Source organism: Streptomyces diastatochromogenes, assembly GCF_002242805.1.
Taxonomy (GTDB): Bacteria; Actinomycetota; Actinomycetes; order Streptomycetales; family Streptomycetaceae; genus Streptomyces; species Streptomyces diastatochromogenes.
Genome location: NZ_MCGQ01000049.1, coordinates 81,444 through 100,047, shown reverse-complemented (window position 1 = coordinate 100,047; position 18,604 = coordinate 81,444). Strand labels below are relative to the sequence as shown.

Annotated in this window: 16 protein-coding genes; 6 read left to right on the top strand and 10 right to left on the bottom strand. The window is 72.3% G+C overall.

Features of this window, described 5'->3' with window-relative positions; all coding sequences use genetic code 11:
• Positions 1–333: 333 nt before the first annotated feature.
• From BEK98_RS40980 to BEK98_RS40970, 3 genes are all read right to left on the bottom strand, one after another.
• Entirely contained in the window at positions 334–756 is a 423-nt protein-coding gene (locus BEK98_RS40980; RefSeq protein ID WP_244202196.1) for an ATP-binding protein, read from the bottom strand.
• Between the two features lie 934 nt (positions 757–1,690).
• Positions 1,691–1,831: a hypothetical protein gene (locus BEK98_RS49270; protein WP_167444375.1), complete on the bottom strand. Its 141-nt coding sequence runs from the start codon at positions 1,829–1,831 to the stop codon at positions 1,691–1,693.
• 632 nt (positions 1,832–2,463) lie between these two features.
• Positions 2,464–2,838, bottom strand: a complete 375-nt coding sequence (locus BEK98_RS40970; RefSeq protein ID WP_094221880.1) for a hypothetical protein — start codon at positions 2,836–2,838, stop codon at positions 2,464–2,466.
• A gap of 1,422 nt (positions 2,839–4,260) precedes the next feature.
• On the opposite strand from BEK98_RS40970, the gene BEK98_RS40960 reads away from it, so the two are divergent.
• The gene (locus tag BEK98_RS40960) at positions 4,261–5,637 is read left to right on the top strand and encodes an MFS transporter (RefSeq protein WP_167444373.1); all 1,377 of its coding nucleotides are present in this window, start codon (positions 4,261–4,263) and stop codon (positions 5,635–5,637) included.
• 49 nt (positions 5,638–5,686) lie between these two features.
• On the opposite strand, the gene BEK98_RS40955 is transcribed toward BEK98_RS40960, so the two are convergent.
• The 4 genes from BEK98_RS40955 to lnt form a co-directional block, all read right to left on the bottom strand.
• Positions 5,687–7,639, bottom strand: coding sequence for a helix-turn-helix domain-containing protein (locus tag BEK98_RS40955; RefSeq protein ID WP_208643374.1), 1,953 nt, complete (start codon positions 7,637–7,639; stop codon positions 5,687–5,689).
• Positions 7,640–7,715: 76 nt separating this feature from the next.
• Complete coding sequence (locus BEK98_RS40950; protein ID WP_094221878.1) at positions 7,716–8,516, bottom strand: 3-hydroxybutyrate dehydrogenase; 801 nt, start codon at positions 8,514–8,516, stop codon at positions 7,716–7,718.
• Between the two features lie 54 nt (positions 8,517–8,570).
• Positions 8,571–9,050 carry an NUDIX hydrolase gene (locus BEK98_RS40945; RefSeq protein ID WP_094221877.1) on the bottom strand — a complete coding sequence of 160 codons (480 nt, stop codon included), beginning with the start codon at positions 9,048–9,050 and terminating at the stop codon, positions 8,571–8,573.
• A gap of 67 nt (positions 9,051–9,117) precedes the next feature.
• Positions 9,118–10,728 (bottom strand): apolipoprotein N-acyltransferase, encoded by a 1,611-nt coding sequence (lnt, locus tag BEK98_RS40940; protein ID WP_094221876.1) that lies wholly within the window; start codon positions 10,726–10,728, stop codon positions 9,118–9,120.
• Positions 10,729–11,027: 299 nt separating this feature from the next.
• On the opposite strand from lnt, the gene BEK98_RS40935 reads away from it, so the two are divergent.
• Entirely contained in the window at positions 11,028–11,993 is a 966-nt protein-coding gene (locus BEK98_RS40935) for an O-antigen ligase family protein (protein ID WP_094221875.1), read from the top strand.
• A gap of 110 nt (positions 11,994–12,103) precedes the next feature.
• On the opposite strand, the gene BEK98_RS40930 is transcribed toward BEK98_RS40935, so the two are convergent.
• Together BEK98_RS40930 and BEK98_RS40925 are read right to left on the bottom strand one after the other, a co-directional pair.
• Positions 12,104–12,649, bottom strand: a complete 546-nt coding sequence (locus BEK98_RS40930; protein ID WP_094221874.1) for a hypothetical protein — start codon at positions 12,647–12,649, stop codon at positions 12,104–12,106.
• 94 nt (positions 12,650–12,743) lie between these two features.
• Positions 12,744–13,538: a glutamate racemase gene (locus BEK98_RS40925; protein ID WP_094221873.1), complete on the bottom strand. Its 795-nt coding sequence runs from the start codon at positions 13,536–13,538 to the stop codon at positions 12,744–12,746.
• 57 nt (positions 13,539–13,595) lie between these two features.
• Between BEK98_RS40925 and BEK98_RS40920 the strand changes: the two genes are divergently transcribed.
• Positions 13,596–14,771: a glycosyltransferase gene (locus tag BEK98_RS40920; RefSeq protein ID WP_094221872.1), complete on the top strand. Its 1,176-nt coding sequence runs from the start codon at positions 13,596–13,598 to the stop codon at positions 14,769–14,771.
• 5 nt (positions 14,772–14,776) lie between these two features.
• On the opposite strand, the gene BEK98_RS40915 is transcribed toward BEK98_RS40920, so the two are convergent.
• Positions 14,777–16,102: a TerD family protein gene (locus BEK98_RS40915; protein WP_425276657.1), complete on the bottom strand. Its 1,326-nt coding sequence runs from the start codon at positions 16,100–16,102 to the stop codon at positions 14,777–14,779.
• 296 nt (positions 16,103–16,398) lie between these two features.
• Here BEK98_RS40915 and BEK98_RS40910 point away from each other — a divergent pair, with 296 nt between their 5' ends.
• From BEK98_RS40910 to BEK98_RS40900, 3 genes are all read left to right on the top strand, one after another.
• Positions 16,399–16,833: a DUF6643 family protein gene (locus BEK98_RS40910; RefSeq protein ID WP_094221870.1), complete on the top strand. Its 435-nt coding sequence runs from the start codon at positions 16,399–16,401 to the stop codon at positions 16,831–16,833.
• A 67-nt stretch (positions 16,834–16,900) separates the two neighbouring features.
• The gene (locus tag BEK98_RS40905) at positions 16,901–17,725 is read left to right on the top strand and encodes an MOSC domain-containing protein (protein WP_094221869.1); all 825 of its coding nucleotides are present in this window, start codon (positions 16,901–16,903) and stop codon (positions 17,723–17,725) included.
• Positions 17,726–17,894: 169 nt separating this feature from the next.
• Entirely contained in the window at positions 17,895–18,500 is a 606-nt protein-coding gene (locus BEK98_RS40900) for an Rv1733c family protein (RefSeq protein ID WP_094221868.1), read from the top strand.
• Positions 18,501–18,604: the final 104 nt, after the last annotated feature.

Sequence of the window (18,604 nt, the reverse complement as noted above, 5' to 3'; positions counted from 1 at the left end):
CCGGGCGGGGCGTCGATGTCCTTGCCGCTGTTCGGGCTGACGTCCACGCTCAGACCTCCGCCGGTACGCAGGGGCCGGCTCCGCAGCTTTGGCACAGCACCGTGTCGTGGTGGGGGCCGCCGTGATCGAGGGCCGATGGGTGTGCCGCGGACCGCATAGGCACCTGGGCAGGGCCCGGGCAGCCGTCGATGGGGCATGGCTTGTGGGTCGCGAAGGCCCACTCGGCTGCGGCGCCGGGTGACCCGGCGCCGCGGCCGCCCCCGGTAGCCCGTCGCCGTGCTGCAGTACCGGCCCCGACAGGGGGTCGCAGCTCGTGCGGAGCGCCCGGCCCGGTCATGGCGAGCACCTCAGGCAGGCGCGGACTTCGCGGCCGCCGCGTGTCTGGCGGACCTCGGTCGACTGGGCGAGGTACTGGACGATGCCAGTGCCACGGCCGTGTTCGTCCGGGGCGATATCGGGGCGATGGCGCTCCACGGCCGGCCCGGAGTCAGTGACCACGATGTGCAGAGTTTCGTGGTCGAGGGCGAGCAGCAGGCTCATGCGCTCATGGCCGTACTGGGCAGCGTTGCCGGCGAGTTCGTCGACGATGAGAACGGCGGAGTCCCGCTCGCCCGCGGGCACACTCCAGGTCTCCAGCAAATCAGCCGCGAAGTGACGAGCGGCGGAGACGTGCGCCTCCTGCGCCGGCAGGGTGAGCAGTGCCTGGCGGCGGCAGGGCCGGCCGAGCAGTGAAGTCGGGCTGGCGGAGTCGGTCACAAACATGGTCTTCTGGCTCTTCCGTGGATGTGCGGGGACCGGAACGGCGTGACAGCAAACAATTTCGAGGCGGTCGGTAGGCCAGATCTTGATCCTGCGCGGGCGCGCTCATTCAGTTCCACGGACGACGCACGCCGGACGGTTCGAGCTATTCGCCCCTTTTGTTCGGATTCTTGCGAGTCATGTCAATGTCGGCGACTGTCTGGGCTCAGCCGCCTCTGCCCAGAGCTCGCGGCCGCACGGCCGGACCGGGCACCGGCAGCTCGGTCCCCTCGCCCGCGGGCTTCCGGACGGCCCTGCGGGAGCGTCGCGCCGTAGGGCGGGACGGACGTCCCTGCCCGCATCTCGGCTGGGTCGCGGTCCTCGCCATGCAGACGTGCTGGATCCTCTCTTCCGGGCGGTAAGGAGTTCGGGGAAAAAGAGGAGTCGTGCACGCCCCGTCAGCCCACTCACGCATGAAGTCAGCTGCGAACTGGGCCGGTTCGCCGGAGCGGGGGCGAGAGTGACCAGGGTCCGGATACCGTTGGCGCGTCGCGGGAAGGACCAGGGCGCCGGCTTTCCCCTCCTCCAGCCATGCCCGCCGTGTACGCGACCGGCACCCGAGGGGCCCGGCGCAGGGTGGCCGAGCTGCCACTGCGGAGGTCGCGTGACGGATGTGGGCCAGAGCCCCATGACCGAGTCGCAGAACTGCCCCGATACCGACGCAGTCCCCCGATGACAGGTCGTGCAGGCGATGCAGCCACAGCAGCTGACCGGCCTCGCGATGTGTGGGACCACAGCGGACAGATCGATCGGATGGCTGCTTGAACCCGCCCCTCGACCCGCTGGCCGTGCACCCGGATGGCCTTCACCTTGATCAGCCTGGCCGCGGAGGTGATCTTTGCCGGCCGGCGTGGGCCGCTTCGACCACCAACCTCCGCTCGCTTGGTGCCGATCAGCCCTCGGTCATGGAGGTGCCGGTGTCGACCTCCGAGGCCGCCGCGCCCATCGGCCGGGAGCCCTTGTCGGGACGGTCCCGCCGATCCCGGAGCCGTGCGGTGTGGTGGCATCGGGCGACGACGGTGACCACGAGCATGCCTGTGAGGTGTCACATCGCCAGGGTGAATCTAGCGGGCTTCGGCTCGCTCTCGACAAGTCGCTCGGCTGGTAGTCCTCGTGGTTCACGCCTCCTCCCCCTGTGCAGCCCCGTACCGGCCATCCCATGTGGTGGCGGCTCCGCGAAGATCCTCTACATCCGGCTTCCCATAGATGTTGATGGTGGTCTTGACCGACCAGTGGCCCAGCCAGCCCGAGACCTCGTGGCTCGGGACACCCTGGGCCAAGGCAGTCGAGGCGAAGAAAGTGCGCAGGCTGCGGGGCATGAACTTGGACTTGCCATCCGCATCGACCAGGCCGAATCGCGTCGGGACCCGGCTATGACCCGAGCTGAGACGTGGTAAGGAGCGGCTGCGGATCTGCGGAACGGATCGACTGGGCCGCGCCCGTCCACATGATCGGCACCTGGCGCGGGCGAGGGCTCGGTGCGGCTGCTGAGGGCCGGGGGCACCCAGAGGTGAGCGGTGCCCCTGTCCGAGGACGTGCCGGGCACCACTCACAGTCAGGGCGGGGGCGTGCCAGGGCCGGACTGGCCCGACCGGCGCCACAGCAGGATCACCAGGGTGCCGCAGAGCGTCAGCAGGTAGCAGGAGAAGCCTGCGGTGGTGAAGGTCAGGCGGCCAGGATGCTCAGGGCGAGCGCGGTCTTTGCCTCCGTGGTGATCCACCAACCGACCAGTGCGCCAAGGGAGAGGGCCGCGCAACAGAGTTCGGGCGGGCTCGGGCGGGCGCTTCGGAACCCCGGGCGGCTGAGGGCGCACAGGAAGACCAGCAGCGGGCCGAGCCCCACGCTGAGTGTGGTGAGCGCGGGCAGGCCCGCGTGGCAGGCGACTTGGGCGGCGAAGGCCACGCCCGGTGCGAGGGCCCACAGCAGCCAGGTGACGGGGTTGGGCCGGACCGATCCGCGCAGCGTTCGCAGCGCATGGACGCCGCTGCCGAAGAGATTGAGAACCGCCCCGGTCGGCACCGCGAACGAGCAGAGCGGCACCCGTTCATCCCTCGCTACCGCCGGTCGGCCAGAGCACCTGGTGGGGAGTGAAATTGAGAAGCGCCCTGGTGGGCTCGTACCGGCGCTGCCAGATAGGAGTGGTCGAGCCGCTGGTGGCGGGCACGGTGGCAGACCAGTCCGCCGGGCAGCCACGCCCGCTCTTGAGGCAGGGCGTGTGAGGGGGTACTGGAGAACCCGTACGCCGATTCCCGCCGTCACACGTCCGGGAGCAGATCCAAGAGGTGGCATCGGCGGTCCGCATCCACAGCGGTGCCACGGTGCTTTCTCGCTGAGTACGGAGTGCATCAAGCGGCCTGCCCCTCTTCGGCAGGGCACACCCGGTCAGGATGGCGCTTACACCCGGGGGGCCGGGCCCGACGCCCGATCCTGGGCAGCAGTGGCCCGATCACCGCCCCGCTTCGTCAGATCGCGGTATCCCGCCTCGGTGGCCGGGAACTCGCCGGTGGCAAGCACCGTCCCCATCACGGAGAGCGCCGCAGCCACATGGGCATCCCGGTGCGTATCCACTCCCAAATCCACCTTCCCCGCAGGGCGACGACGGGACTGCGCAGCAGGCGGCGTACTGGGCGTGATCGGGGCGACCCAGCCAGGGGTCTGCATCGCCATTTCTGTCACACCCGTATCACGAACACCATCGACGCACCGGGATCACAAGGCCCCCACCTGCACAAACGGCATCGTTTCGGATCACGTGGGCGCCAGAAGACGGTTCCGCCTACCTGTGCCAGGTGGGACCGTCACGGCTCAAGGCGTGTGGCTACTCCCCCGCGCGGCCGGTCTCGCTTTCCGTGGCCGGATGCAGATCCGAGTTCAGCCCGGGCCAGGAAGTCGCGCCTGGCTAGCGGATAGCCCCTGCCAGAGGAGGCTGCAGAGCGCAGTGCCAGACGGTGCCAACGTCACGCCGGGGCGCGAGCGATGCACCAGCGGCACCCCTATCCGGCTTCGACTGCTTCTTGGCGCTGAGCGGCGGCCCAGCAGGAGTGGCGCTTTTCGACCCGGCCACTAAGTAGTAGAGGTGTCGACGGGCCATCCAAGCAAGGCGCTTACAACTCCGGGGCTTCGCGTGAGCCGCGGCCCGAGAGCAGTGCGCCCCGCAGGCCAACCCGCCACTGCGACGCCCGATCTGCGGTCCATGTCAGACTTCTACGCTGCGTAGTCGGCACCAAACCAGCACGGGAGTCAGCACGGCACCTCCAAATCATTACCAAACAGTGCAATTCGGGCAGCGCCCTTCGCGCCCTCGTTGAGGCCACCGCGGAGGCCCCGACACCACCTCCATGGTTGCCGCACGCACTCCCATGCCCAAAACTATGGTGCCCCACCACATACGCCTCTCACCTGCCCGTTCCTACGGTGTGGCGACACGCAAACGTCCCCGTCGAACGCCAGGAAGTGGTACCGATGTCGTCGCCCGCAACCGCTCCACCAGCCCCGTCCCACCTCCCCCGCATCGTCGCCGCCAGCCTCATCGGCACCACCATCGAGTGGTACGACTTCTTCCTGTACGGCTCCGCCGCCGCGCTGGTGTTCAACAAGTTGTTCTTTCCGGACTCCGATCCGCTCGTCGGGACGCTGTTGTCGTTTCTGACGTATGCCGTCGGCTTCGCGGCCCGCCCGCTGGGGGCGCTCGTGTTCGGGCACTACGGTGACCGGCTGGGCCGCAAGAAGTTGCTGGTGCTGAGCCTGCTGCTGATGGGCGGGGCGACCTTCGCCATCGGGCTGCTGCCGACGCACGCGACCGTCGGCGCCGCCGCGCCCGTGCTGCTGACCGCGCTGCGTCTGGTGCAGGGGTTCGCGCTGGGTGGCGAGTGGGGTGGCGCCGTACTGCTGGTGTCCGAGCACGGGGACGCGCGGCGGCGTGGATTCTGGGCCGCGTGGCCGCAGACGGGGGCGCCCGCCGGGCAGTTGCTGGCGACCGGTGTGCTGTCGCTGCTCACCGCCGTGCTCTCGGACGACGCCTTCGGCACCTGGGGCTGGCGGATCCCGTTCCTGCTCTCCGGTGTGCTGGTGATCGTCGGCTTGTGGATTCGTCTCTCCGTCGATGAATCACCCGTCTTCAAGGAGGCGTTGGAGCGGTCGGAGTCGCGCCAGACCGGCGAGGCCGAGAAGCTGCCGGTCGTCTCCGTGCTGCGGCACCACTGGCGGGACGTGCTCGTCGCCATGGGCGCCCGCATGGCGGAGAACATCAGCTACTACGTCATCACCGCCTTCATCCTCGTGTACGCCACCACGTCCGCCGGCGTCTCCAAGCAGACCGCGCTGAACGCCGTACTCATCGGCTCCGCCGTGCACTTCGCCGTGATCCCGGCCTGGGGCGCGCTCTCCGACCGGGTCGGGCGACGGCCCGTGTACCTGCTGGGCGCGGCCGGCGTGGGGCTGTGGATGTTCCCGTTCTTCTCGCTCGTCGACACCGGCTCGTTCGGGTACCTGGTGCTCGCCGTGACCGTCGGACTGGTGCTGCACGGTGCCATGTACGCGCCCCAAGCGGCCTTCTTCGCCGAGATGTTCGCCACCCGGATGCGGTACTCCGGTGCCTCCATCGGTGCCCAGTTCGCCTCGGTGGCGGCCGGTGCGCCCGCCCCGCTCATCGCCACCGCGCTGCTCTCCGACTACGGCAGCTCCACCCCGATCGCCCTGTACGTGATCGCGGCCGCCGTGCTGACGCTGATCGCCGTGGGGGTGGCCCGGGAGACACGGCACCGGGATCTCGCCCAGGTGGAGGCCGGGGACGGCGATCAGACGGCCGTGAGTCCGGCGGCAGAGGCACGGTCTGCCTGACCCGCGCGGACGGCGCGAGCCGAGGACCGGCCCCCCCTGCGGGGGCCGGTCAGTGCCGTCTCGGTGCCGCCAACCGGTGCAGGCGCAGGGCCAGTTGGATCTCCAGGGCGCGGGCGGGGCTCTGCCAGTCCTCGCCCAGGAGGCGGCCGACGCGCTCCAGCCGTTGGGCGACCGTGTTCACGTGCACGTGGAGTGCGTCCTTGGTGCGGGCCGGGCTCAGCCCGCAGGCGAAGTACGCGTCCAGGGTGCGCAGCAACTCCGTGCCGCGGCGCTCGTCGTAGGCCACGACCGGGCCGATGGTGCGGTCGACGAAGCCGCCGATGTCCCGTTCGCCCGCGAGGAGCAGGCCGAGGAAGCCGAAGTCCTCGGCCGCCGCTCCGTCTCCGTCACGGCCGAGGAGGTGCAGCGAGTCCAGGCAGCGGCGGCCCTCGGCGTAGGCGGCGGCCACGGTGTCGGGGTGGGCGGCGAGGTCGGTGACGGGGGCGGAGGCGCCGACCGTGACGGGCTGGTGGACGGCCGTGCCGAGGTGGCGGGCGGTGCGCCGGGCCAGGTCCGTGGCGGTGTCACCGGTGGCGAGCGGGAGCAGCAGGACCGTACCGCCGTCGCGGGCGGCGGCCAGACCCTGCCGGGTGGCGGCGAGGTGGGAGGCGGCGGACCACAGGCGGCGGCGGGCGGCTGCCTCCTCGTCGGCGTCGGCCGCCGGGCCGTCGAGGCGGGTCGCGAGGACGACGTGGGTGGCGTCCAGGTCGGCGTGCAGCCGGGCGGCGCGTTCGCGCAGCAGGCGCGGGTCCCGGTCGCGGGCGTCCAGCAGGTCGTCCAGCAGCTCGCCCCGCACACGCTGTTCGGCCTCGGCGGCGGAGCGGCGGGCCAGCAGGAGCAGCGAGGTGACCATCGCCGCGCGTTCCAGGGTGCGCTGGTCGACCGGGTCCAGGCCGGGGTGGCCGCGCAGCACCAGCGCGCCGAGGAGTTCGCCGCCGGCGGTCACCGCGGCGATCCAGTCGCTGTCGTGCCGTACGGCGTGCCCCTCGGCGCGGGATGCCTCCAGCGGCTCGGCCGGTGCCGTACCGGCCTCGGTGAACTCGACTGTTCCGTCCAGTACTTGGGACACGGCCGCGGCCACGTCGTGGACTCCGCCGCCGCGCAGCACGAGTTCGGCGAGCCGGTCGTGCACCTCGGAGGCGCGCTCGATGACGGCGCTGCGGTCCCGGATGATCTCGTTGGCCTGCTCCAGTCCGGCCAGGGCCGAGCGGGTCTCGGTGAGCAGGTTGGCGGTGTCGATGGCGGCCGCGGCGAGCGCGGCGAAGGAGCCGAGCAGGGCGATCTGCTCGCGTTCGAAGACGCGGGCCCGCCGGTCCGCGGCGAAGAGGACGCCGATCACGTGCGGGCCGAGCATCAGCGGTACGCCGAGGATGGCGACCAGGCCCTCGTCGCGGACGCCGGCGTCGATGGAGAGGGTGTGCTGGAAGCGGTCGTCCTGGAAGTAGTCGTCGGTGACGTACGGCCGCGCGGTCTGGGCGACCAGTCCACCGAGCCCCTCGCCCATGCCGAGGCGCAGTTGCTGGAAGCGGGCGGAGACCGAGCCCTCCGTCACGCGCATGTAGGTGTCGCCGCGTGCCGGGTCGTTGAGGCTGAGGTAGGCGATGTCCGTGCCGAGCAGGGAGCGGGCGCGCTGCACGATCGCCTGGAGGACGGCGTCCAGGTCCCTGAGGCCGGCCAGGTCGTGGGCGGTCTCGAAGAGCGCCGACAGTTCCGCCTCGCGCCGGCGGCGCCCTTCCAGTTCCGAACGCACGCGCAGGGCGAGGAGCTTGGCGCGCTCCAGCGCGGCGATCCGGTCGGCCGGCCCTCCCTCGGCGCGGGCGAGCAGCACCGGCTGCTCGTACGCCTCCACCGGGGCGTCGCGGGCCAGCAGCTCGAGGTACGGGGCCCCCGCACCGGCGTCGGACACCCCGGTGGCGCCCTCGGTGGTGGGGCGCTCGGCCGGCTGGACGTGATCGCGAGACATGGTCACAGGATTCCGCATCGGCCGCCCGACCCGTCGGGCCTGTGGAAAACTCTCCGGCCGGGCCCTGCCGGCCCGCTCAGTGGGCCGTCCATCCGCCGTCCATCACCAGGGAGGTACCGGTGACGAAGGACGCCTGCGGGCCGCACAGGTAGGCCACGGCCTCGGCGACCTCCTCCGGTTCGATGAGCCGCTGGACGGCACTGTCCTTGAGCAGGATGTCGGACAGGACGCGCTCTTCGGGGATGCCGTGTGCCCGGGCCTGGTCGGCGATCTGCTTCTCGACCAGGGGGGTGCGCACATAGGCCGGGTTCACACAGTTCGAGGTCACACCGTGGGGGGCGCCCTCCAGGGCGGCCGTCTTGGAGAGGCCTTCGAGGCCGTGTTTGGCGGCCACATAGGCGGCCTTGAAGGCCGAGGCGCGCAGTCCGTGGACGGAGGACACGTTGACGATCCGGCCCCAGCCCTGCGCGTACATGTGCGGCAGGGCGCCGCGGATGAGCCGGAACGGCGCCTCCAGCATCACGGTCAGCACCGTGTGGAAGACGTCGGGCGGGAACTGCTCGATGGGGCGCACCAACTGCAGCCCGGCGTTGTTGACCAGGACGTCGGTGCCGGCGGCGGCGTGTTCGGCGGCGTCCAGGTCGGTGAGGTCCAGGACGTGCGGTTCGACGGTGCCCGCCAGGTCCCGGGCCCGTTCGGCCAGTGCGTCCAGGCCCGACGCGTCCCGGTCGACGGCTCTCACCTTGGCCCCGGCGGCCGCCAGCCGCAGCGCGCAGGCGCCGCCGATGCCGCCTGCGGCGCCGGTGACGAGGGCGGTACGGCCGCCGAGGTCGAGCGAGGGTGCGTGGGGGCCGGGCAGGGGGCTGGACTGGGTCATGAGCCGACCCTAAGCAGCGCCCCTACCTGACCACATGTGGTCACACCCCATACTTCATTCAAAACTCGTGGTGTCGAACCATGTGGGTTCATCGGACAGGGCCTGCTTGATCCGGATCAGCTGGTGTTCGTCCATCGTCGGCAGCGCGTCCACCTCGAACCAGCCGACGGCCAGCGACTCGTCGTCGTTGACCCGTGCCTCGCCGCCGACGGCCCGGCAGCGGAAGGTGATGTCCATGAACTGGCAGACGTCGCCGTTGCCGTACGTGATCCGGTCCCCGGACTTCACCATGACGACCCGTTCGGCGACGCACCGTACGGCTGACTCCTCGTACACCTCGCGCACGATGGCGGCGGCCGGCTGCTCACCGGGCTCCGGGATGCCGGAGAGCAGTGCCCACCGGTGGTTGTCCGCGCGCTGCCCCAGCAGGATCCTGCCCTGGTCGTCGAAGACGACGGCGCTGACCCCGGGGAGCCAGAGCAGTTGGTGGCCCGCCGAGGCCCTGATGGTACGGATGAAGTCGGGAGTAGCCATGGAACCGACCCTAACGGGCCGGTTCCCTCAGTCCGCGGGATTCCCTGGGCGGACTGCGGACGTATGGCTACGCGTCACCCGCGCGCCGGGCCCGTATCCCTGACCCGATCGCCCAGCCGAGCCCACCCGCGGCAACCAGGACCAGGGCGATCTCCGGCAGGATGCCCAGCTTGGTCGCGGGCGTCTCGGAGGTGCGCAGCGGGACCTTCTGGACGAGGTAGGCGGGCACGAACATGCCGGTCTTCTGGGTGATCTTCCCGTCCGGCATGATGATCGCGCTGACGCCGCTGGTCACCGGCACGGTCACAGTCCGGCTGTGCTCGACGGCGCGGATGCGAGACATGGCGAGCTGCTGGTAGGTCATCTCGCTGCGGTCGAAGGTGGCGTTGTTGCTGGGCACGGAGATCATCTCCGCGCCGTGCGTGACGGTGTCCCGCACGGCCCAGTCGAAGGCGGCCTCGTAGCAGGTGGCGAGGCCGACCTTGGCGCCGTCGAAGTCGAACACGCCCGGCTTGCTGCCCCGGCTGAAGTCCTGGCGGACCATGCTGGTCCAGTTCTTGTTGATCGCGCCGACGAGCCCGCGGAGCGGGAGGTACTCGCCGAACGGCTGCACCTGCCGCTTGTCGTAGGTCTGCGTCGGTCCCTTGACCGGGTCCCACAGAATCTGCTCGTTGAGCAGCTTGCCGTCCCTCTCGACGACCCCGCCGACCGAGATCGGCACCCCTACGGCCTTGGCGGCCTCGTCGATGACAGCGGCCGCGTCCGAGTTGGTGAAGGGGTCGATGTCGGAGGAGTTCTCCGGCCACAGCACGTAGTCGGGCTTGGCGACCTTGCCCGCCTTGATGTCGGCGGCGAGCTTGAGGGTCTCGCGCGCGTGGTAGTCGAGGACCGCCCGCCGCTGGGCGCTGAACTCCAGGCCCGCGCGCGGCACGTTGCCCTGGATGACCGCGACGGTCGCGGTGCCGTCCTCGGCCTTGTCGCTCACCAGCGGCTGGGCGGCGACCGCTGCCGCCACCGGTACGGCGACGCTCAGCAGCGCGGCGGCCGCGGCCCCACGGCGGAGGGTCTGGGTGCGGCGGCGCTCGACGATCAGGCGCCCCACCTCGTACAGGCCGAATCCGCACAGGCCGACAGCGAAGCCGAGCACCGGGGTGCCGCCCACCGCGGCGAGCGGCAGGAAGACGCCGTCCGCCTGGCCGAAGGCGATCTTGCCCCAGGGGAAGCCCCGGAAGGGCACGCGCGCGCGTACCGCTTCGCCGGCGATCCAGACGGCGGCCGCCCACACCGGCCAGGCGGGCAGCTTGGACACCGCGGCGACTCCGACGCCGACGAGGGCGACGAAGACCGCCTCGATGGCGACCAGCGCGAGCCAGGGGCCGGGGCCGACCTCCACGCCGGTCCACACGAGCAGCGGCAGGAGGAAGCCGAGTCCGAAGAGGTAGCCGAGGCCGAGCGCCGCCTTCCAGGTGCGGCCGCGCAGTACCCAGGCGAAGCCGGCGAAGGCAGGCAGGGCCAGCCACCACAGGGGGCGCGGCGGGAAGCTGACATAGAGCAGCACTCCGCAGAGCGCGGAGGCGGCGGCCGGGACCAGGCGCTGCAGCCGGCGGCCGCGCGCGCTCGGCGCGGGGGGCGACTCGAGCCGGCCGGACTGGTCCACGGAAGTTGCGGTGACGGTCACCCGGGGAGTGTACGGCGGTTGACGTTGGGGCCGACAGCACGGGCTGGACGAGCGGTGCCCCTCACCTGCGCCGTGGCGGAATCACGATGTTCCTGCGCCGCTCGTGCCCAAATCGGTCATCAGCCGTTACGGTGTGCCCGAGCCTCAGCGGTGCGGCCGGTCCCGGTGCGTGCGGCCGGGGCCTGCCACAGGTCGGGGGACCGGGGTGCGAGGGGCGACGGGTGGGGTCGACGGGGACGAGGTCCGCGACCGGTGCGGACGCTTTCAGGGGTAGACGAAACGTTTCTGACGGGGCGGGCATGATCCTGCTGGGGTCGTGCGCCGCCTGGTCACTGATCACGGCGGCGGCCCACGACGGGCGGCCCGAGGGGGTGCTGCTCGCGGTACTCGCCGTGGTCGCCGGTTACGCCGCGGGCCGGATCTCCGGGGCGCTGCTTCCGGTGGCCGCGCCCTGCGCCGGCGCGGCGGCCGGACTCGCGCTGGCCGTGCTGCTGCCCGACCTCTCCCCCGGTCCCCGGTACGCCGCCCCGCTCGGGCACGCCGGGGCCACCGCCGCCCTGCTGGCACTGGCCACCGGCGCGGCGTGCTGCGCCGCCTGGGCCGCGCGCGGGCCCGCGTCGCGGCTCGGGCTGCGGCTGCTCGCCGTCGGAATCGTGCTGACCGGGGCCGCAGTGGGCTCGGCCGTCGGCTGCGCGGCCAGTGCCGCCGTACTGCTCTGCTCGCTCGCCGCGGGCTCCATGCCCCGCCGAGGCGTCGGAATCGCGGGGCTCGCGCTCGCGGCGGCCCTGGTGGCGGGGACGATCTGGGCGGTCGCCGCCGACGCCCTGCCCGGCGGCCTCGCCGGGGCGCTGGAGAGCCGGTTCACCCCGCACCGGGTCCAGCTGTGGCAGGACGCGCTGCGGCTGGCCCGCCGGGACACGGGCCTGGGCGTCGGCCCCGGCCGCTTCGGCGAGCTGAGCGACACCGCGCCACAGGCCGTGCTGCCCGACGGCAGACCGCACTCGGCGCTGCTCCAGCAGGCGGCCGAACAGGGCCTGGTCGGGGTGCTCCTGCTGGCTGCCGGGTTCGGCTGGGCCCTGTACGCCCTGTGGCGCACCCCGCGCTCCACACCGGTCGCCCTCACCGCGGGCGCGGCCCTGACCGCTCTGGCCGCCATCGCCTCCGTCGGCAACGCGCTGAGCTTCACCACGGTGACCGCGGGCGCGGGGCTCCTGGCGGGATGGGCTACGGCTCGGCCGTGGGCCGGCGAGTACCCGGAGCCGTAGGGAGGCGTTCCGGTGTTCCGGCGCTTTCTCGGTGTGCCCGAACGAGCCTGCTGTCTCGGTGTGCCCGAATGAGCCCGCCTACTCGGTGTGCCCGAACGAGCCTGCCGGCATCAGCGCGCGGTGCCGGGTGTGATCGTCCGCAGCCGGTCCCTGATGGCCCGCACCGCCGCTTCCGCGTTGTCCACGGTGATCGTGAAGGTGTGGCCGTCCCACAGACGCAGCACGATGCCCTCGCCCCGGCGGACGACGACCGCGGTGCCCTTCTCGGGGCGCCACCGGTAGCCCCAGCCGCCCCACTGGCGCGGGGTGACATGGGCGGTGAAGTCGGCCCCGGCGACCTCGGAGAGCGGGATGCGGCGGCGCGGCACGCCCATGTGGCCACAGCGCACCTCGACGCACTCCTTGTCGAGCTTGAGGTCCACGTGCACGAAGGCGAGCGTGCCGAAGAGGACGAGCAGACCGGCGGCGATGCAGCCCACGACGGACATCACCAGCGGGGCGACGCCGGAGGTCCAGGCCGAGTCCACGGCCAGCACGATGCCGAGCGCCATGCAGGCCGCGCCGCCCAGCGCCAGCAGCCACTGCACCCGGTTGGTGGCACGCCCCGTCCACACGTCGGGGTGCGAGGCGTCCTCGGCGTCGCGGTGCTTCCTCATGTTTATGAGGTTACTCAGGTTTCGCTCCGCGGGTACCGGCTCGCAGAGGGTGACCGCGCCGGGCGGCCCACCCCGTGGAAGCGCCCGCCCCAGGTCACCGCCGGTCGGCGAGCGGGCCGGCGGCCGGCAGCAGCCGTCCTTCGGCATAGTGCAGCGCGGCCGCGGGCAGCGTGCCCTCGCGTCCGCTCAGCAGCACCGTCAGCGTGCCCTCGGCCGGGGCCTCGGGGGCGGGCTGCTCGCCGATTCGGCGCAGGGCCTGGGCGGCCACGGCGCCGGCGGAGCCGTGCAGCACGAGCGGTGCGGCACCGGGACGCTGGACGGCGGCGCGGATACGTTCCGCCACCAGCTCGTAATGGGTGCAGCCCAGGACGACGGTCGTGACATCCTGCGGGGTCAGCGCGGCCGCGGCGGCGACCGCCGCGTCGATGGCCGCCTCGTCCGCGTGTTCCACGGCCTCGGCGAGCCCCCAGCAGGGCACTTCGGTGACCTTGACGCCGTCGGCGAAGTCCTCGATGAGTCCGCGCTGGTAGGGGCTGCCGGTGGTGGCGGGCGTGGCCCAGATGGCGACGGGGCCGCCGCCGGCGGCGGCCGGCTTGATCGCCGGGACCGTGCCGATCACCGGGATGTCGGGCTCCAGGTGGTCGCGCAGGGCGGGCAGGGCGTGCACGGTGGCCGTGTTGCAGCCGACGATCAGGGCGTCGGGCCGGCGGGCCGCGGCGGCCTCGGCGACGGCCAGGGCACGCCGGGTGAGGTCCTCGGGCGTGCGCGGCCCCCAGGGCATGCCGTCGGGGTCGAGAGAGAGGACGAGATCAGCGTCGGGGCGCAGGCGCCGTACCGCGACGGTGGCCGCCAGCAGGCCGATTCCGGAGTCCATGAGCGCGATCTTCACCCGGCCACGATAGACGATACGACCTTGCAAGCCGGTGCGGTGGGGCAGACTGCGCCCGTGAGCGCGATCGTGTGGACCGCCGTCGTATCCCTCGCCGCCTGGTGCTGGCTGTTGCTGTGCCAGGGCTTCTTCTGGCGCACGGATGTCCGGCTGCCCCCGCGTCGGGATCCTGCCGCATGGCCGTCGGTCTGTGTGGTCGTGCCGGCCCGTGACGAGGCCGGCGTCCTGCCCGCGAGTCTGCCGTCGCTGCTCGCGCAGGACTATCCGGGGCGGGCGGAGGTCTTCCTCGTGGACGACGGGAGCGCGGACGGCACCGGGGAACTGGCCCGAGAGCTGTCGCGGCGGCACGGCGGGCTGCCGCTCACGGTGGACTCCCCCGGCGAGCCACCCGCGGGCTGGACGGGCAAGCTGTGGGCGGTGCGGCACGGCATCGGCCTCGCACGCGCGCGTGGCCCCGAATATCTGCTCCTGACGGACGCGGACATCGCGCACGCTCCGGACAGCCTGCGTGAGCTGGTGGCGGCGGCCCGCACGGGAGGGTTCGACGTGGTGTCGCAGATGGCGCGCCTGCGGGTGGAGAGCCTGTGGGAACGGCTCGTGGTCCCGGCGTTCGTCTACTTCTTCGCGCAGCTGTATCCCTTCCGGTGGATCGGCCTGCGGGGGTCGCGGACGGCGGCGGCCGCCGGCGGCTGTGTCCTGCTGCGCGCGGACATGGCCGAGAAGGCACGGATCCCGGACGCCATCCGGCATGCCGTCATCGACGACGTAGCCCTCGCGCGCGCGGTGAAGGGCAGCGGTGGTCACATCTGGCTCGGGCTGGCCGACCGGGTGGACAGCGTGCGCCCCTATCCGCGGCTGCACGACCTGTGGCGGATGGTCTCGCGCAGCGCGTACGCCCAGCTGCGGCACAACCCGCTGCTGCTGCTCGGCACGGTCGCCGGGCTCGCCCTGGTGTACCTGGTGCCGCCCGCGACCGTGGTGTCGGGCGCGGTCGCGGGCAGTACGGCCACGGCGGTCGTGGGCGCGGCGGCGTGGACGGTGATGACGGGGACGTACGTGCCGATGCTCCGTTACTACGGGCAGCCGCTGTGGCTCGCACCGCTGCTGCCGTTCATCGCGTTCCTCTATCTGCTCATGACGGTCGACTCCGCCGTGCAGCACTACCGGGGGCGCGGGGCGGCCTGGAAGGGCCGCACGTACGCGCGTCCGGACGCCGTGCCCGACGAGAGCTGACCCGGCTACTTGCGTCCAGGGGTCCAGTTCATGCCCCACCCGTAGGCGCGGTCTATGGTCCGCTGCGGGCTCACCCCGCGCTCCGGTACCAGGTAGCGCGCCTCGCGCTGGACGACGAGGTCGCCGCCGGTGTTGGTGATCAGGGCGAGTGCGCACACCGTGGAGGGGACCGTGCACTCGTCCAGCGAGAAGTCGATCGGGGCACCGTGCTGGGGCTGGAGGGTGACCGTGGCGTGCAGGTCGCCGAAGGAGGCCGCGCCTTCGTAGATGGTGACGAAGACCAGGATGCGCCGGAAGTCCTGTTTGTGGTCGAGGTTGACGGTGAGGTTCTCCCCGCTCGCCACGGCGCCCGTACGGTCGTCGCCGTCGAGGTGGATGTACGGCGGCCGGTGCAGGGACCCGAAGGCGTTGCCGAGTGCCTGTACGACGCCCTTGCGGCCGTCGGCGAGTTCGTACAGGGCGCACAGGTCGAGGTCGAGGTCCCGCTGGCCGGCGCCCCATCGGCCGCCCCAGCCCGGGAACTGCTTGCGCACCTGCCAGTTGAGGTTGACCCGCATGGCACCGGAGGTGCCGCCCTGCTTGGCCAGGGAGACGGACGGGGCCGCCTTGGTGAGCGTGACCTTGGAGAGGCGGACCGGTGCGGCCGGAGGGGTCGCCGGGGGCGGCGGCAGGGGAACGGGAGCGGTGGTCGGCGGCGGCAGGGTCGCCGCAGGCGGGACCGGTGGCACGGCGGGGGATGCCGGAGGCGGGACCGGTGGCGCGGCAGGGGATACCGGAGGCGGTGCGGCGGCCGTGCGAGGCGGCGCGCTGTGCTGCGGTTCGTCGACGGTGATACCGAAGTCCGTTGCCAGTCCTTCGAGTCCGCTGCTGTAGCCCTGGCCGACGGCGCGGAACTTCCAGCCGCCCTGGCGGCGGTAGAACTCGCCGAGCACGAAGGCCGTCTCCACGGTCGCGCCGGGGCTGTCGAAGCGGACGACCGCGCCACCGGCGGCATCGGTCACTTCGATGTAGAGGTCCGGGACCTGCCCGAACGTCCCGCCGTCCGCGGAGGCCGCGAGGACCACCCGCTCGATCCCGCTCTCCACGCGCGCGAGGTCCACGAAAAGGGTGTCGGTGACGCGCCCCGCGGCGGTCCGCTTGCCCTCGTGACGGACCGCGCCGGAGGGGTGCGCGGGCTGGTTGTAGAAGACGAAGTCCCCGTCCGAGCGAACTTTTCCGGTCGCTAGCAGCAGCGCCGAGGCGTCCGCGTCGGGCACGCCGGGTCCGGAGCGCCAGCCCAATTCGACGCGCAGGGCCGCGGTCGGCACCGGCGCATTCGATCCTTTCGGCATTGACATGTCCGCCCCCATCGCGTCTCGGCGTCCCGGACCTGCCCGGGCTCCCGGGATCATCCCTACCCGCCCAACCTATTCCCGGGGACAGCGAACTCCCATGAGCGGCACAGGAAGATCGCCGGTCAACCGCCGGTAACCCGACAGGAACTCGGCATTTACACGATCCAAACCTTGCACGGCGTCCATTTTTGCCAAGTTCGCTCGGATTGGGGATCCCGAGTCACTGCCGACACGGAAAACAACCCTCTTATCGGTCTCCCCAACCAGCACATCGTGGGCTTAACTTATGTGCCATGACCTCCCCCCGCTCCACCTATGGCGGCGGCTACTACTCCGCCTCCTTCCCGGACACCCCGATCTACGACTCGCTCGTGGCCGAGCGGGGCACCCCGCAGATCGCCCCGATCCGGGTCCCCGCCGCGTACGACACGGGCAGCAGCCTGCCCGCGCTGCCGTCGGCACTGCCCGCCCTCCCGGCGGCACCGTCCCACCAGGTCCCCTCCTACGGCTATCCGCAGGTCCAGCCCGCCCCGCTGCAGCAGGCGCCCACGGCGTACATCCCGCAGCAGGCGAGCGCGCCGCGCGGCTATCCCGGCCCGCAGGCCCCGCAGCAGCCGCGTCCGATGGCGGCCGGCACGGGGTACGAGGCGATGCGCCCCGCCGCGCCGCGCCCCGCACCGGCTCCTTACCAGGACCCGTACAACAACCAGCAGTACCGCGGCTACTGACCGGCCGGCACCGCAGCTGCCGACCGGCACACCCCCGGCTGTCGGTGCCACCTGGCACGATGGCGTCATGGGGAACGCCGAACTGCAGTCGATCCACGTCCATCCGGTCAAGGCGTTCCGGGGTGTCACGCCCCGGGAAGCCGTGGTGGAGCCCTGGGGCCTGGCCGGAGACCGCCGCTGGGCCCTGATCGACGACGGGGGGAAGGTCGTCACACAGCGCGAGCAGCCGCGTCTCGCGCTGGCCGCCGCCGAGCCGGTGCCCGGCGGCGGCGTTCTTCTGTCCGCGCCCGGTCAGGAGCCGCTCACGGTCGCCGTCCCGGAGCCGACGGCTACGGTGCCGACGCACGTCTTCGGCACGAAGGTGGAAGCGGTTTCGGCCTCCGACGCGGCTCACGACTGGTGTTCCGGCTATCTGGGTGCCGATGTCCGTCTTGTTCACATGGACGATCCGGCCACCCGCCGTCCCGTCGACCCCGAGTACGCGCTGCCGGGCGAGACGGTGAGCTTCGCCGACGGCTACCCCCTGCTCGTCACCACCGTCGCCTCCCTCGACGCCCTGAACTCCCTCATAGCCCAGGGCGACGACGCCGCCGAGGGCCCGCTGCCCATGAACCGTTTCCGGCCCAACGTGGTCGTCGCGGGCACCGAGGCCTGGGCCGAGGACCACTGGACGCGGATCGCCGTCGGCGAGGTGGTCTTCCGGGTCGCCAAGGCCTCCGGGCGCTGCGTCGTCACCACGACCGACCAGGACACCGCCGTACGCGGCCGTGAGCCCCTGCGCACCCTCGCACGGCACCGCAGGGTCGGCACCCGGCTGCTCTTCGGCCAGAACCTGGTGGCCCTCACGCCCGGCACGATCCGGGTCGGGGACCCGGTGCGGGTGCTGTCGTAGCGAAACGGCCCGGCGGGCGGGGAACCCAGGGGCGGGGCCCGGTCGTTGAGACGTCGTGAGAATTGCGTGAGAGGCCCGGGGCCAGGAGTGATCTCGCTCTCTCCCAGCCCGGGCCGGGGGGTGAGCGGCTCCGTCGGGGGTTGTCACGGAGCGGAATGGGGGTGGGGACGTGCGAGCAATCCGCGGCCTGTGGCGCTGGCGGCGCAATCCGCTGCGCCGCGCGACCGATCTGGCCGAGGCCTGGGCGGCCCTCGTGGCGCTGGTGCTGGTCACCGTGGCCGCGCCCGTGATCGGCTGCCTGGTCGGCGCGGCCGCCCAGGACTCCCTGCAGCGCTCCGTGCGGGAGCAGCAGCACACCCGCCACCTGGTCACGGCCACCGTGGTCCGCGGGCTGGGCAGCGCCCCGGTGGAGACCGACCCCGACACCAGCGCCGCGCACGAAACCCGCAGCCGCGTCGTCGCCGACTGGACGGCACCGGACGGCACCCGGCAGCACGGACCCGCCCTGGCGAACCTCAAGTCCCCGCACGCGGGCGACCACTTCAGACTCTGGACGGATCCGCACGGCCGAATAACGGCCCGCCCGCTGGACTCCCCCACGGCGACGACGCACGCGGTGCTCGCCGGGTTCGGCGCGGCCCTGCTGACCGCGGGCCTGGTCGAGAGCGGCCGGCGCCTGATCGTCTGGCGCATGGTCCGCCGCCGGTACGCGCGTTGGGACCAGGCCTGGGACCGGGCGGGCCCGGACTGGGGCAAGGCGGGCACCGGCAGCTGACGGCCTTCCGTCTCTGGTCAACCCACCACCCGCGCGCACGCTACGGTGGACCGGCCGACTCGCTTCGGCATCAAAACCCGCGTACTACGAGGTGGGGGCACAGC

Coding starts and splice junctions, on each gene's coding strand:
- BEK98_RS40935 (WP_094221875.1), top strand. CDS start 11,028: ATGATCCTGCTGGGGTCGTGCGCCGCCTGGTCACTGATCACGGCGGCG.
- BEK98_RS40945 (WP_094221877.1), bottom strand. CDS start 9,050: ATGGCTACTCCCGACTTCATCCGTACCATCAGGGCCTCGGCGGGCCAC.
- BEK98_RS40960 (WP_167444373.1), top strand. CDS start 4,261: ATGTCGTCGCCCGCAACCGCTCCACCAGCCCCGTCCCACCTCCCCCGC.
- BEK98_RS49270 (WP_167444375.1), bottom strand. CDS start 1,831: ATGCTCGTGGTCACCGTCGTCGCCCGATGCCACCACACCGCACGGCTC.
- BEK98_RS40950 (WP_094221878.1), bottom strand. CDS start 8,516: ATGACCCAGTCCAGCCCCCTGCCCGGCCCCCACGCACCCTCGCTCGAC.
- BEK98_RS40915 (WP_425276657.1), bottom strand. CDS start 16,102: ATGCCGAAAGGATCGAATGCGCCGGTGCCGACCGCGGCCCTGCGCGTC.
- BEK98_RS40930 (WP_094221874.1), bottom strand. CDS start 12,649: ATGAGGAAGCACCGCGACGCCGAGGACGCCTCGCACCCCGACGTGTGG.
- BEK98_RS40905 (WP_094221869.1), top strand. CDS start 16,901: ATGGGGAACGCCGAACTGCAGTCGATCCACGTCCATCCGGTCAAGGCG.
- BEK98_RS40955 (WP_208643374.1), bottom strand. CDS start 7,639: ATGTCTCGCGATCACGTCCAGCCGGCCGAGCGCCCCACCACCGAGGGC.
- BEK98_RS40910 (WP_094221870.1), top strand. CDS start 16,399: ATGACCTCCCCCCGCTCCACCTATGGCGGCGGCTACTACTCCGCCTCC.